Raw genomic sequence first — 13,470 nt, 5'->3', positions numbered from 1 at the left:
GAATGGGCCTCTCATACCTGTCTCAACGGGTTGAGAAAAGCGGCAATTCCATCATGCGGCTTTGAAGCGCGCGGTTGCCGGGTCGGCGTTGTAGTAGGGCGCGAACTCTTCGGTTCGGCGGGACAAGTCATTGACGCTGTCGATAATGAACTGAACCGTTTCCTCGTCCATCAGATACGAGAAATTCAAGCGCACCCAGCCAGGTTTTTTCATCTCTTCTCCGGCAGACAAATCCGCATGCAACTCCTCGGACATGGCGCGATCTATCCCCAACAATCGATGCGCATATGGTCCCGCGCAGGCACAACCGCCCCGTGCCTGAATGCCGTAGATGTCGCTGAGCATCCGGGTGAACAGTTGCTGATGCACCGGTTGACCGGAATTGTCCCGAACAAGGAAGGAATAAATCGGCAATCGATGCGAACAATCGACCCCAAGCAAAGTCAGATTCGGGTTATCTTTCCATCCTTCAAGCGCCATCTGATTGAATTGCGCTTCGCGCCCGGCAATTTCCTCTGTTCCGACGACATCCTTCACGATGAACGCCAGTGCCGCGCGTATGTCTCCGATCACGTTGGGCGTTCCGGCCTCTTCCCGCGTTGACAGATCGGCGCTGTAATCGTGGCGCCAGGGTGATACAAAACTGACGGTGCCGCCACCGGGCCAGCTTGGGCAATCCCGCTGCACAGCAGTTTGGTTTACGACCAAAACACCCGATGCGCCCGGACCACCTGGGAACTTGTGCGGCGACACCACGATCGCATCCTTGCGTGCATCTTCAGGCCCCATGTCCATCGGCAGATACGGCCCACCGCCGGCATAGTCCCACACGGCCAAAGCCCCATGTGCCTTGAGCAAGCGCGTTACGGGGTCAGGGTCGGTTATGATGCCGGTCACGTTAGACGCCGCTGAGAATGACCCGATTAACAGATCGGCATCTGCATGAGCCTCAAGAGCAGATTCCAGCGCTTGCAAATCCACACCCCCACTTTCGCCTTCAGGGATTTCGATGACCTGCGCCTTGCTCTCGCGCCAGGGCAAGATGTTTGAATGATGCTCGTATGGCCCGATCAAAACAACCGGCTGGTCAGCCTCTTCCACTCCCATCAAACTGACCAACCGGTTGAGCCCCGCCGTGGCACCGGACCCGGTAAAGATCACCGTGTCTTCTCCCCTCGCGCCAACAAGGCGGGCTATCTCATCGCGTGCTTCGCGACGCAGACGTGTCATGTAGGAACCGCAGTAGGAGGCCTCGGTATGGCTGTTCGCGTAGAACGGCAACACATGCTGCGCGACATAGTCTTCGACCTGCCGCAATGCACGGCCCGAAGCGACGTAATCCGCATAGACAAGCGGTACGTCCCCAAGCAGGCCCGGGATCAGAACATTTTCTCCGATAAGTCCGTCGCGCAGGTTGGAATTGTGAGTGGTCGAACAAAGATCCGCACGAAATTTGGACAGGGTCATGGCATGGGCTCCTAACTGCCCAACCAATGTGATTTATTCGCACCGGGGAAACTTCACCTATCTTTGCGTAGATTTCGAATATTTTGTGTCATATGATCAAGTATGACTTCAAAATTAGATCAAATTGACACGCGCATTCTGAAAGAACTGCAAAAGGACGCCACCCTATCCCAACGGGAATTGGCAGATCGCGTTGGTCTTTCTCAAAATGCCTGCTGGCGGCGATTGAAGGCCCTCAACGAAGATGGCGTCCTGATTGGATCCACCGCTCGTATCGCGCGCGAGAAACTAGGGCTGAGCTTAGTGGTCTTTGTCATGCTGCGCACGCGGCATCATTCGGCCGAATGGCTTCAGGCGTTTCGCAGCCATGTTCTGACCATCCCAGAAGTCGTGGATTTTCATCGCATCGGCGGCGATTACGATTACCAACTGAAAGTCGTCACCGAAGATATGGCGTCTTACGACAAGGTCTACCAACGCCTGATCGAAAAGGTCGAACTGGACAGTGTGACCTCGTATTTCGCGATGGAAGCGATCGCCGAAGGGCGACCGCTACCGATTTAGACCTCAGGCCAGCCCGAGCATCGTTTTCATTCCGCCGATGAAGGTGGCATCGTCCAGTGCCTTGCGGTTGTCGAGGTATTCGACCGCATCCTCGCCCGCGCGATACCGCAATGTGTCAGTCCCATCGGTCACTGCATCCCAGATCACGTCGGCCACAACGCTGGGCGGTGAGGTGCGCGATGCCATCTCTTCTGAGCCCCAGGCGCCGAACAAGGCCTGAACCACCGACTGGTATTCGGTCATGGATTCATCATTGACGAAGTCGAACGAACGGCCACCGAAATCTGTGGCGATCAGCCCGGGCTCGACAATCTTGACCTTGATACCGGCCGCAGCGAGTTCGTAATGCAGCGACTCTGACAGACCTTCGACTGCGAACTTCGTGCCGTGATACAGCGCCCCAAGCGGGAAGGTGATCTGTCCACCGATGGACGAGATGTTGACGATGCAGCCAGAGCCGTTCGCCCGCATATGCGGCAATACCGCTTTGGTTACGGCCAGCAGACCGATGACGTTGGTGTCAAACTGGCGGCGAATGCGATCCATCGGGAACGCCTCCAACGGCCCGTAGGCCCCATACCCTGCATTGTTCAGCAGAACATCGATCTGACCGAACCGCGCGATCCCGTCTGCAACGGCCGTTGTGATCGAGGCTTCGTCGGTTACGTCCAGACGCGTGACCAGAACGTTTTCCAACTGCGATAGCTCGGTTTCCTTTTCCGGGCTGCGCATGGTGGCAATGACGTTCCAACCTTGTTTCTGAAACAGTTCTGCCGTGACTTTGCCGATACCAGACGACGCGCCGGTGATGAGGATGGTCTGTGCCATGGTCTTTCTCCGCAATGATAAGCCTGAGAGACAAATAACTTTGCGCACCGCGAAATACCTGCCGGATCCTCCTCAACTTCTGCCTGATTCTCCAAAGCTTCGGATTTTCTATGGTGCGAACACGCCCCACAAACTATGCTGGGCATAACCAAAAGGCGCTACAGCATGACGTTTGATCTGATCACCGATATTTGCAAAGCCGTACACGAACAGTCAGAAAGTGAACCGTTCTATAAGACCAAACTGGATGGGTTCGGCCTGCTACATGACGTCAGAACCAAACCCATTGAGGCACAGGTTTATGAACCCATTGTCTGCCTAGTTCTACAAGGAAAGAAGGAAACACACATCGGAGATCGGCTTGTCCAATTCGGAGCAGGTGACTCTTTGATCGTCAGTCATTCCATCCCGGTATTGGCCGCTGTTACCGAAGCGAGCCGACAGAAACCGTATGTCGGGCTTGTCTTCTCACTCAACTTGTCCATCCTTCGTGGATTGTATGATGAAGTCGGCTCTGCACCGGCAGCGCCCGAAATGGCACAAAGCCTTGCTGCGTCCAAAGCCACACCTGATCTAATCGATGCCATGACCCGCCTGTTTCGCGCCAGTCAGAACGCGATGGACACGCAGATTTTAGCCCCGATGATCAGCCGCGAAGTTCATTACAGACTCCTACAAGCGGATCACGGTGGAATGCTGCGGCAAATGCTATGGCGCGACAGCCCCGCCAGTCGGATCGCGCGGGTGATTGACGTTATCCGCTCAGGTTTTCGAACCTCACTACCGGTGTCTGACCTTGCGCAAACCGCTGGGATGAGCGTTTCAGCCTTTCACGCGCATTTTAAATCGGTGACGGCCAAATCTCCGCTGCAATATCAAAAAGACCTCAAGTTGCTCGAAGCACGGCGGATTTTATCACACGGCGCGGCAAGCGTATCGCAAGCGGCCTTTGACGTGGGATATGAAAGCCCCACTCAATTCAGCCGGGAGTATTCCCGCAAGTTTGGTGTTTCCCCAAGGCAAGACATTGGAACGCAAAACGCAGCATAAAAAAGGCCGCGCAAATTGCGCGGCCTTGGAAATCTGTATGTCGGCGAAGATTAGTTCTTCGCGTAGAATTCGACGACCAGGTTCGGCTCCATAACAACCGGGTAAGGCACATCGCCCAGACCAGGTGCACGCACGAAAGTGGCGGTCATTTTCGAGTGATCCGCGTCGATGTAATCCGGAACATCACGCTCGGCCAACGCGGCGGCTTCCAGAACAACGGCCAGTTGCTTGGACTTGTCGCGCACTTCGATGACGTCGCCTTCTTTCACGCGGTAGGAAGGGATGTTGACCCGCTTACCGTTCACTTTGACGTGGCCGTGGTTCACGAACTGACGTGCTGCGAACACGGTCGCAACAAACTTGGCGCGATAGACGACAGCGTCCAGGCGACGCTCCAGCAGACCGATCAGGTTTTCACCGGTGTCGCCATTCACACGCACGGCTTCGGCGTAAATGCGGCGGAACTGCTTCTCGGTCAGGTCGCCATAGTAGCCTTTGAGCTTTTGCTTGGCGCGCAGCTGCAGACCAAAGTCTGACAGTTTTCCCTTGCGGCGCTGGCCATGCTGGCCGGGGCCGTATTCACGACGGTTGACCGGGGATTTCGGACGACCCCAGATGTTTTCGCCCATCCGGCGGTCGATTTTGTACTTGGCAGACGTGCGTTTGGTCACGGCTGATCTCCTTCGTTAGGTCGAGGCCCAAAGGGCCATTATGAAGGGCGTTGTCCTCTTGAGGTTTCCCCCATGACAGGCTTCCCCTTGCGGGGGCCACCAACACCAATGAAGCCGCGCTTATATCCGCAGGATTGGCAGAGTCAATAAGCGAATTGAATCAGGAATAGGAGCGGCACTCATACACGCCGACGCGGACCCGCCAGGAAAAGACGACAGGAAGTTGGTTCGCGTTTGGGATCAGCTGTGCCGCGACAGGGCCTGACGGGGAAAGCTTACAACCGTAGTGTCAGGCTCGGGCTGCACAAAGGCCGGGGCGACGAACTCGCTCACTTCGCTTACCCAAAAGGCCTGGTCCCGTGGGGGGCATCCATTCGTGAAGACAAATGTCGGATCAATATCACCCTCCTGAACGACCAGATCCGCACTGAACCTTTGCGCGCCATTGGTCAACACGACAGTGCCACACATGTCCCCAGTGATATCCCGAATGACTGAAAAGCGATCCTTCGTCGAAGAAGCGGCTCTTCCGACACTTCCAGATCGTTCAACAACCTGTTCGATACTCTCGCTCAGAAAAACGGCCTGACCACGCCAGGACCATGCTGCCCCGACGACCAAAAAAGCCAAAGGCGGTGCCTCAAGCTCATCAAGCTCTGTCTGGTTCCAAGAAATGGCTATTTGACCGTTTGCTCCGGCTCTCATCTGCCCACTCGCACTTTTTACCGCCCCAACATTTAGATAAACGCTTATCAGCACAGATTTCGGCGGAAAAGAGACGGAATTGCAGCATTCACGCGATTGTTGCAGATGTGAATCACAACTCAGTGAAGCAAACCCGAAGTTTTGCAACACCAACAAGAGGTTCAATGAAGATGCACCCTTGTGCTGTGTTTTATGAAAAACGCCCCGAAAATATCAAATTGAAACCAACTGTACCGTCAGCGAACTCAGCGCAGTGCGCTGTAAGTGTCGCGACAAAGTTCAAAGTGAACTGCAAGACCGGTTGCGATTAACCTTGGGTCCGAACCCTAGGCCTTGCCGCATGGCAATCTGGCATTAAACGAAGCCTTAGGGATCTTTTCCGAGCAGCAGACCATTGAAAGACGGGCTTACCCTGAACCGCCCGCAGAACACCGCCTGGTGAATCGGTTCTTTTGATGCGCAAAAAAGAGCTAAGACAGGGCCCAAGCGGACCCCGCCTGATACGCTTTGGATCACTTCAAGGGCAGGCAGATCTCGGTCAGCAAATCATCCGGCGCTGTTTCGCGAGGGTCATTGAGGTAGATTTCGTAACACGGCTCGTCTGCAGGTTCTTCACCTGAGTCTGGAAGCCAGTTGCCAAAAAGGCTGTGATAGGCAGCCGCAATTCCGGAGTATGGCCCCTTGTAAGTCAACACAGCCGTTTTGCCACCAGGGATCGACATCTCCTCCATCCCTTCAGGGGTTGTTGCACCCCGGAATTCAGCCCCGGCGTAACTACGCAATTGATCCTCGGGAACATCATCGGGACTATCGAAGTATAACGCCAGAACTGGCCCAACTTGCGGCCAAAGCTGGCGAGACTCGCACAAAGCTCCGAAAGCTTCAAAGCTTTTGCCGATCTCTGAATAAGCCCCTTTGTGCGGCAATGCGACGACACGACGGGCAGGTTCTGTTCGGGTTGTGACAGGATGCATCGGATATCCTCCGGTTTTAAAATCAGGTTGCGCGGGGTGAAATTGGCCCGCTTTACGAAAGGCGGCAGGGCTGCTGCCATAGGCATCAGAAAATGCCCGCGCAAAAGAGCTTGGATTGGGATAGCCCACAGACACTGCAATATCCGTGATCGGCCGATCCGTGCACACAAGCCAAGTGGCCGCACGGTGCAGACGAACGCGACGCACCGCCTGCGCACAGGTTTCACCGGTCAGAGCGCGAAACACCCGGTGCCAGTGAAACCTGGACATCGCGGCTACGTCGGCCAGCGCATCCAGCGACAAGTCCCCGGCAGGGTTGTCATGGATATAAGCCAAAACGCGCAGCACGCGATCTTCATAGCTAGTGGCCATCGTCATCCGTCCTTCTTCTTGCCCAACCGTGGTCGCATAGTGCGAAGCCACAAATCTTGCTGAGTTGCATCCCGAGCAACGTCAGGCCATATAGCAAGGAACTTCCGCGTTGAGAGGCGTCATGACCCAGTATCTGGATTTCGAAAAACCGCTGGCCGAGATTGAAGGCAAAGCTGAAGAGCTGCGTGCGCTGGCCCGCACCAACGAAGAAATGGATGTGTCCGAAGAAGCCGCCGCGCTGGATGCAAAAGCCGCAAAGCTGCTGAAAGAGCTGTACGCCGATCTAACCCCCTGGCGGAAATGTCAGGTGGCGCGTCACCCGGAACGCCCGCACTGCAATGATTACGTGGATGCTCTGTTCACCGAGTTTACGCCGCTGGCAGGCGATCGCAATTTTGCCGACGATCTGGCCGTGATCGGTGGCCTTGCGCGATTCAACGATCAGCCGGTTATGGTGATTGGGCACGAAAAAGGTTCTGACACCAAATCGCGGATTGAGCGCAATTTCGGCATGGCCCGCCCCGAAGGTTATCGTAAGGCCGTTCGCCTTATGGAAATGGCCGGGCGTTTCGGCCTGCCGGTTATTACACTGATCGATACAGCCGGGGCCTATCCCGGCAAAGGAGCCGAAGAACGCGGCCAATCAGAAGCAATCGCGCGGTCAACCGAGATGTGCCTGAAAATCGGCGTGCCTTTGGTCTCGGTTATTATAGGTGAAGGTGGGTCCGGCGGCGCTGTGGCGTTTGCCACGGCAAACCGCGTCGCAATGCTGGAACACTCGGTCTATTCTGTAATCTCGCCGGAAGGCTGCGCGTCGATCTTGTGGAAAGACGCAGAAAAGATGCGTGAGGCCGCCGAAGCGCTGCGCTTGACTGCCCAGGACCTTTATAAGCTGGGCGTCTGCGACCGTATTATCACCGAGCCCAAGGGCGGTGCGCATCGCGATCGTCCGGCAGCCGTTGAAGCCGTACGCTCCGCCATCACAGCCATGCTGAAAGAGCTGGACGGAAAAGATGCAGCGGCCCTGATTCAGGACCGCCGTCAGAAATTCCTGGATATCGGCTCAAAAGGGCTGGCGGCGTAACCGTCAGCCGCCCAAGCGGCGCAGCAAACTAACCGAAGGTTCGCCGGTCACCGTCAGGCCATTGGCGCTTTGATAGGCGCTGATGGCCGCTGTTGTGTTCTTGCCAATCACCCCATCCGCGCCTTTTGTATCGTAACCCGCTGACGTCAAACGACGCTGTAGTTCTTTGCGATCCTCCAGTGTCAAACCGTTTTCGTCCGGCCCGAACGAGGCCTGAAACGGCGCCCCGCCTCCAATCCTGTCTGCAAGATGGCCCACACCAATCGCGTAGCTATCTGAATTGTTATATCGCTTGATGACCTGAAAGTTACGGAACACGGCAATGCGCGGCCCCGGTGTCTGCGGTTGCAACACGGCGACGGGTGTACCCGAAACCGTTCCGACCTCTCCTCCCCAGGGTTGGCCCCGAACCCAACCGGCGCGCGCGAGATACGACGCCGTAGAGGCCAGCGAATCCGTCGGATCCTCGGACCAGATATCGCGCCGTCCATCCCCTGTGAAATCGACCGCATAAGCAAGGTACGAGGTCGGGATGAACTGCGTATGCCCCATCGCCCCAGCCCAGCTGCCGGTCATGTTGGCGGGTGTTGTGTCGCCCTCTTGCAGAATGCGTAATGCGGCCACCAATTGCTTTTCAAAAAACGCGCCGCGCCGTCCGTCATAGGCCAGCGTTGATGTCGCCGAAACGACAGGTACATCACCACGGCGCGCGCCATAGCGGCTTTCCAGCCCCCAGATGGCCACGACGATTTCCTTGTCCACGCCATACTGCGCTTCGATCTGCGACAGGGTGCCGTTATACTGTCGAAGCATCTTTTGACCGGTTTCAATCCGCTCGTCCGAGGCGGCGATGGCCAGATAATCCTCGAGCGAGCGCTTGAACTCGACCTGATTGCGGTCGCGTTCGATCACGTCGGGCAAATACCCTGCCCCGCGAAACGCTTGATCGAGTGTAGTCTGGGAAATTCCCTGCGATGTGGCGCGGGTCTTGAACCCGGCAACCCAGGCATCCCAACCCGCGTTCGGAACTGCCCGCATCCGGGATGCAGGGGCTCGAGTCGGAGCACTGCCGCCCGTGCAGGCAGCCAATAATGTTGATCCAAGACAAATAGAAAAGGCGCGGCGCGAAATCATGATGGGGTCTGCTCTTGTTTGTGATTTGACTCAAGAGTACCCCAGCAGAACCTCTCAGGCCAGTAGAGTGGCGCAAAGGAAGGGCATCAATGCAATGTCGGCGGGAAGCCGCTCAGCTCACCAGCAAACGCAACCCCTGCGTCACATCCGAGCGTACCGCCAGCCGCAAACCCGGCTCGTCCCCGGCCTTTAGCGCAGCAATGATCAGCTTGTGATAATGCGGGGGCTCAGTGCGCCGCAGACGCCCATACAACGCCCGCATTGTTGGTCCCAATTGCAACCAGACGGTTTCGGCAATGGCAAGCATCGCAGGCGCTTGCGCGCGCAGATACAAAGTGCGGTGAAACTCCAGATTTGACCGAATATAGCCAACCGCGTCTCGCTTGGTCACCATCTCGGCAACGGTCATGTTGATGCTCTGCAACCGATCGATCAGCGCGATATGCGCGCGCGGCAAAGCCCGGCTTGCCAGCTCGACCTCTAACAATGCCCGCAACGCTGCCAACTCCTCGATCCGGTCATTTGTCAGCTCCGGCGTCGATACACGGCCCGATGTAGAAAGGAAAAGCGCCCCTTCAGCAGCCAGACGGCGCACCGCCTCACGTGCAGGGGTCATTGAAACACCGAATTCCTTGCCGATGCCGCGCAGGGTCAGTGCCTGACCCGGCGCCATCTCTCCATGCATGATTCGAGATCGCAGGACCCGATACACCCGGTCATGCGTGGCAGTTTGGGTCTCGGAGGTGCGCGCGTTCATCATTCGTTTATGTGATCACAAAATCACGCGAGGTCAACTCGGCTTATCATCAAATCTAAAGCGATGCAGCTCCGCCCCGTTGTCGCGCAACCAGCGGCGAGGGTGTTGATAGGGACCAAAGATCTTCTCGACCTGCGCCCAGAACGCAGGCGAATGGTTCATTTCGGCAAGATGCGCCACCTCATGAGCCGCCACATAGTGCAATACCTCAGGTGGCGCCAGGATCAGTCGCCACGAGAACATCAGCCCACCATGCGAGCTGCACGAACCCCAACGAGACCGCGTATCTCGCAGACTCAGCGTCGAATAAGGCCGTCCCAGCATAGCCGCATAGTCGTCGCACGCCCCGGTTAGCCGGTCCCGCGCCAATTCCTTAAGAAATCGCGCCAACCGCCGCGCCTCTGCGCCCTCTGGAACCGCGACCTCGTTTGCTTGCAGCAAAACCCGCCGGCCAACAGCAGGCACGATTCGCCGATCAACGCCTTCAATTGGAATCGTTTGCCCAAACTGAACCTTGGCCATATCCGGCCGGTCCTCAAGATGCTGCCGAATCCATTCTTCTTTCGTGCGCGCAAAGTTCAGGGCCTCGGTCTCTGGCACGCCAATTGGGTACGTCAACGTAACCCGCCCATCCAACTGAGAAATTCGCAAACTGATACGCCGTGCCCGGGCTGATTTGCGCAGCCTCAGCGGCACCGGCGGCGTCCCTGGCAATGCGTGCTCTCCCATATCGCGACCTCTCTTGCGCAAAGACTTTGACAGTGCCCTCTGCCTGTGGCAGGTGAGCTGAATCATTTAGACGACTCACCTGATATCAAGGGGATTTGACATGCCCAAGGAAGAATGGGGCGTAAAGCGCGTTTGCCCGACAACCGGTAAGCGGTTCTACGACCTGAACAAGGACCCGATCATCAGCCCCTACACCGGCGAGATCGTGGAGCTTGAAACATCCAAAAGCCGCATGATCGCGGCGGATGCGGAAGATGCAGCTTCGGTCAAGGCGCGTGAAAAGGCGTCAGAAGAGGATCTGGTTCTGGACGATGACGATAATGTTGACGTCGAATTGGATGACGATCTGCTGGACGACGATGACGACAACAATGATGACGTTTCTTTGGACGACATTACCGACATGTCCTCGGAAGACGACAACTGATCAAGCAGAAGGCGGCCCCAAGGGTCGCCTTTTTCATTTGACCTGAAGGCGGGGCGGAAATTCACGCTCAAATCCAATTTTGGACTTGCACTTGCCGTCACTGTCTCCTAAACGTCCGCTCACCGCATCGACGGTACCATGATGGGGCCTTAGCTCAGTTGGGAGAGCGCTTGCATGGCATGCAAGAGGTCAGGGGTTCGACTCCCCTAGGCTCCACCAAAACCTAACAATACAACTAGATAGCAAGCATTAGAGCGGTGTGACACACAGGTGTGACACAAAATGAAGCTGCATGCGTATCTCTCACTGTCCAGACACGGCATCTATTACTTTCGTTGGCCCCTACCCGACACGACAACAAAACCACACACTAGTTCAAACACCACACGCAAAACCCTACGTATGTCGTTGCGCACGAGATGCCCTAAAGAGGCTGGTACTCTGGCACGGCGTCTTGCAGTGTGCGGCGATACAATAACAAAGCACATAGAAGCATCGGGCATGAACCACGGCGAACTGCGCACTAAGGTGCATGAGCACTTCACTGAAGTACTGAAGAAGGCAAAGGCACGTAGGGATGAACTGGGACCCTATACGGAGTTGGAAAAGGAACGCATCGCTGACACCATCCGTCTTCATCAGGCGGACAACGAAGACTTCTGGGACATTATGAAGAAGGACTATGCCACCCAGCAGTACCAGTCCTTTTGTGACGCATCCGGCATTCCTCAGAAGCAACCAGTCAATACCCAATGGGCAATTCTTGATGAAATTCGGAAGGCTTGGATTGGCTTTCACGAAGCAATGCTGGAACACAATAAGACGTTCGAGAACTACGATTTCAGCACGAAGCCCAGCGCGGCTGTAAGCAGCCCAGAATGCGCTCAAGCCAGTTTCAGCAGCACCTCAGCCACGATTTCAAAGAGGCCCCCACAGGCGCTTTCTGGCCCGCCCCTGTCCGTCTTGTTCGCCGAGAGAAAAGCTGAGGCGGAACGGATAGACGGGTGGTCAGCCAAGCTGTCGAACGACTATCAGGCTTGGATCGGCCTTTTCATCGAATTGCAAGGCGACCGCCCAATTCTCGACTAAAAAAAGCTAACGCGCGCGACTTTAAGAACGTGCTGCTTGAGCTTCCCAGCAACAGGAACAAGCTGCCGCAAACGATTGGCATATCTCCCAGAGAGGCAATACAAGCTGCCAAAGACCACGAATTGCCAACGCTATCCGTAAGTACAGTCAACAAAGCGTTGGGAAGGCTGCAAGGGCTATGGAAGTGGGCTGACAAACAGTTGGACGAAGAGGTTGCAGACATCTTTGGGCCGATGAAGGTTGATGATAACAACAAAGCCAGAAACCAACACGATCCGTTCAGCAAAGCGCAACTGCAGACCATCTTCAACAGCCCCCTGTACACTGGGTGCAAATCAAAGCGGTTCCGCACACTGCCGGGAGATACAAACCTAAGCGACACCAGTTGGTATTGGCTTCCACTGCTTGGCCTGTGGACTGGTGCACGGCTGAACGAGTTGTGCCAGTTGAGCGTTGAAGACATCGACCAAGAAAAGGGCATACCCCTAATACGGGTCCAAGAGGGCGACGAAGACCAACGCGTCAAGTTTGGCAAAAGCAGACTAGTTCCCATACATCCCGAGCTAGTCCAGCTTGGCTTCCTCCGCTTCGTAAAGGCTCAGCGACAGGCGGGCCACGAGCGGATATTCCCTGAACTAAGGCTGGGAGCGACTGGCTACTACTCGGATCAGGCCAGCAAAGACTTTAACCGCTACGTCGACAGAATTGGCGCGAAGACGGTCAAGACCTCGTTCCACTCTTTCCGCCATAACTTCAAAGATGCTTGCCGCCACGCGGGTGTACAGCCTGATATCAACGACATCCTATTAGGCCATGCTTTGCCCGGCATGGCAGGGCGCTATGGCGACGGAAGTGTTCCATTGCCACTGCTACGTGAAGCGATCTGCAAGATCAGGTACAAAGAACTGCGTTTAGAGCACGTCAAAGGGTATCGAGAAGCTGGAGACTAAAGTTGGGTACAATGCGGTCGTTAGCTGCAACTTGCTTGAACGCCTACTTTGCGGACAATACCGTCACTCGCTGCATGCCGCATCCATGTCGGCAATGCGGGTTAACGCAGCCTACCAAATTCCAAGCGCCGACGGCCGCCAAATTCCCTATGCAAAGGCACGTGTCTGTTTCCAGCCCGAAACCCGACAGGTGTGCCGGACAGAATATCCCTAGTTTATTTAGGCTCGCGCCGGTTTCAGCATTGCAGTCTGTATTGCACGGACAAGAATTTCGCCTTTGTCACCCAGTATGTATGCCGTTGTGAAGATGGTGGATTTGGTCATGCGGTCTATTCGCGCCTCGGCAATAGCGCGCGGCCCAATCGGCACAGGCTTGAAGTAGGTCACATGAATGTCGAGAGTGACAGGAGATGCCGTGCCACCCGTTGCGGCAACGGCAAGCGGACCCGGGATATGGTCAAGAAAAGCGGATGTTATTCCGCCCATGACAAAACCGGCAGGGTTCGCATGCTCCGGTTTTGTTGGAAAGGAAACGCGGATGACCCCTTGTTCGGGGTCATGGCTGATCAATTCACCGCCCAAGAATGCGTTGATGGGCGGCACAGGAAAACCTTGAACGACCACGCCTCGGTTCCAGTTCTCGGAGGTGATTTCAAGTGCCTGCATGTT

15 protein-coding genes and 1 tRNA gene are annotated in these 13,470 nt (G+C 55.9%); 7 read left to right on the top strand and 9 right to left on the bottom strand.

Translation table 11 applies throughout. From position 1 onward, the window contains the following. Window positions 1-51: 51 nt before the first annotated feature. Complete coding sequence (locus GOV91_RS14040) at window positions 52-1,467, bottom strand: aminotransferase class V-fold PLP-dependent enzyme (RefSeq protein WP_171235971.1); 1,416 nt, start codon at window positions 1,465-1,467, stop codon at window positions 52-54. Between the two features lie 102 nt (window positions 1,468-1,569). Here GOV91_RS14040 and GOV91_RS14035 point away from each other — a divergent pair, with 102 nt between their 5' ends. Beyond that, complete coding sequence (locus GOV91_RS14035) at window positions 1,570-2,031, top strand: Lrp/AsnC family transcriptional regulator (protein WP_171091768.1); 462 nt, start codon at window positions 1,570-1,572, stop codon at window positions 2,029-2,031. Between the two features lie 3 nt (window positions 2,032-2,034). Here GOV91_RS14035 and GOV91_RS14030 read toward each other — a convergent pair whose 3' ends face one another. After that, window positions 2,035-2,859, bottom strand: a complete 825-nt coding sequence (locus GOV91_RS14030) for an SDR family oxidoreductase (RefSeq protein ID WP_171235970.1) — start codon at window positions 2,857-2,859, stop codon at window positions 2,035-2,037. A 165-nt stretch (window positions 2,860-3,024) separates the two neighbouring features. Between GOV91_RS14030 and GOV91_RS14025 the strand changes: the two genes are divergently transcribed. Further along, window positions 3,025-3,909, top strand: coding sequence for an AraC family transcriptional regulator (locus GOV91_RS14025; protein WP_171235969.1), 885 nt, complete (start codon window positions 3,025-3,027; stop codon window positions 3,907-3,909). Between the two features lie 50 nt (window positions 3,910-3,959). Here GOV91_RS14025 and rpsD read toward each other — a convergent pair whose 3' ends face one another. The 3 genes from rpsD to GOV91_RS14010 form a co-directional block, all read right to left on the bottom strand. Further along, window positions 3,960-4,580: a 30S ribosomal protein S4 gene (rpsD, locus tag GOV91_RS14020; protein ID WP_058275494.1), complete on the bottom strand. Its 621-nt coding sequence runs from the start codon at window positions 4,578-4,580 to the stop codon at window positions 3,960-3,962. A 240-nt stretch (window positions 4,581-4,820) separates the two neighbouring features. Further along, complete coding sequence (locus GOV91_RS14015; RefSeq protein WP_171235968.1) at window positions 4,821-5,285, bottom strand: hypothetical protein; 465 nt, start codon at window positions 5,283-5,285, stop codon at window positions 4,821-4,823. Between the two features lie 512 nt (window positions 5,286-5,797). After that, window positions 5,798-6,631, bottom strand: a complete 834-nt coding sequence (locus tag GOV91_RS14010; protein ID WP_171236011.1) for a GyrI-like domain-containing protein — start codon at window positions 6,629-6,631, stop codon at window positions 5,798-5,800. A gap of 121 nt (window positions 6,632-6,752) precedes the next feature. Here GOV91_RS14010 and GOV91_RS14005 point away from each other — a divergent pair, with 121 nt between their 5' ends. Further along, window positions 6,753-7,715 (top strand): acetyl-CoA carboxylase carboxyltransferase subunit alpha, encoded by a 963-nt coding sequence (locus GOV91_RS14005; RefSeq protein ID WP_171235967.1) that lies wholly within the window; start codon window positions 6,753-6,755, stop codon window positions 7,713-7,715. 3 nt (window positions 7,716-7,718) lie between these two features. Here GOV91_RS14005 and GOV91_RS14000 read toward each other — a convergent pair whose 3' ends face one another. The 3 genes from GOV91_RS14000 to GOV91_RS13990 form a co-directional block, all read right to left on the bottom strand. Next, window positions 7,719-8,849: a lytic murein transglycosylase gene (locus GOV91_RS14000; RefSeq protein WP_171235966.1), complete on the bottom strand. Its 1,131-nt coding sequence runs from the start codon at window positions 8,847-8,849 to the stop codon at window positions 7,719-7,721. Between the two features lie 112 nt (window positions 8,850-8,961). Beyond that, window positions 8,962-9,609, bottom strand: coding sequence for a GntR family transcriptional regulator (locus GOV91_RS13995; RefSeq protein WP_171181294.1), 648 nt, complete (start codon window positions 9,607-9,609; stop codon window positions 8,962-8,964). Window positions 9,610-9,639: 30 nt separating this feature from the next. Continuing rightward, the gene (locus GOV91_RS13990) at window positions 9,640-10,335 is read right to left on the bottom strand and encodes a M48 family metallopeptidase (RefSeq protein ID WP_245223304.1); all 696 of its coding nucleotides are present in this window, start codon (window positions 10,333-10,335) and stop codon (window positions 9,640-9,642) included. A gap of 100 nt (window positions 10,336-10,435) precedes the next feature. Between GOV91_RS13990 and GOV91_RS13985 the strand changes: the two genes are divergently transcribed. The 4 genes from GOV91_RS13985 to GOV91_RS13970 all read left to right on the top strand — a co-directional run bounded on the left by GOV91_RS13985 (window position 10,436) and on the right by GOV91_RS13970 (window position 12,801). Further along, the gene (locus GOV91_RS13985) at window positions 10,436-10,762 is read left to right on the top strand and encodes a TIGR02300 family protein (RefSeq protein WP_171181290.1); all 327 of its coding nucleotides are present in this window, start codon (window positions 10,436-10,438) and stop codon (window positions 10,760-10,762) included. Between the two features lie 143 nt (window positions 10,763-10,905). Next, window positions 10,906-10,981 (top strand) — tRNA-Ala (locus GOV91_RS13980). A gap of 282 nt (window positions 10,982-11,263) precedes the next feature. Further along, window positions 11,264-11,851 carry a hypothetical protein gene (locus GOV91_RS13975; RefSeq protein WP_171235964.1) on the top strand — a complete coding sequence of 196 codons (588 nt, stop codon included), beginning with the start codon at window positions 11,264-11,266 and terminating at the stop codon, window positions 11,849-11,851. Continuing rightward, window positions 11,767-12,801, top strand: a complete 1,035-nt coding sequence (locus GOV91_RS13970; RefSeq protein WP_171235963.1) for a site-specific integrase — start codon at window positions 11,767-11,769, stop codon at window positions 12,799-12,801. Before GOV91_RS13975 ends, GOV91_RS13970 begins: the two co-directional genes overlap by 85 nt. 219 nt (window positions 12,802-13,020) lie before the next feature. Here the strand turns inward: GOV91_RS13970 and GOV91_RS13965 are convergent, their stop codons facing one another. After that, entirely contained in the window at window positions 13,021-13,467 is a 447-nt protein-coding gene (locus GOV91_RS13965; RefSeq protein ID WP_171235962.1) for a PaaI family thioesterase, read from the bottom strand. Window positions 13,468-13,470 lie beyond the last annotated feature (3 nt).

The sequence above is a fragment of the Ruegeria sp. HKCCA6837 genome, from assembly GCF_013034475.1.
Taxonomy (GTDB): Bacteria; Pseudomonadota; Alphaproteobacteria; order Rhodobacterales; family Rhodobacteraceae; genus Ruegeria.
Note: the sequence above shows the minus strand (reverse complement) of the source record. Positions and strands in the feature narration are given on the sequence as shown.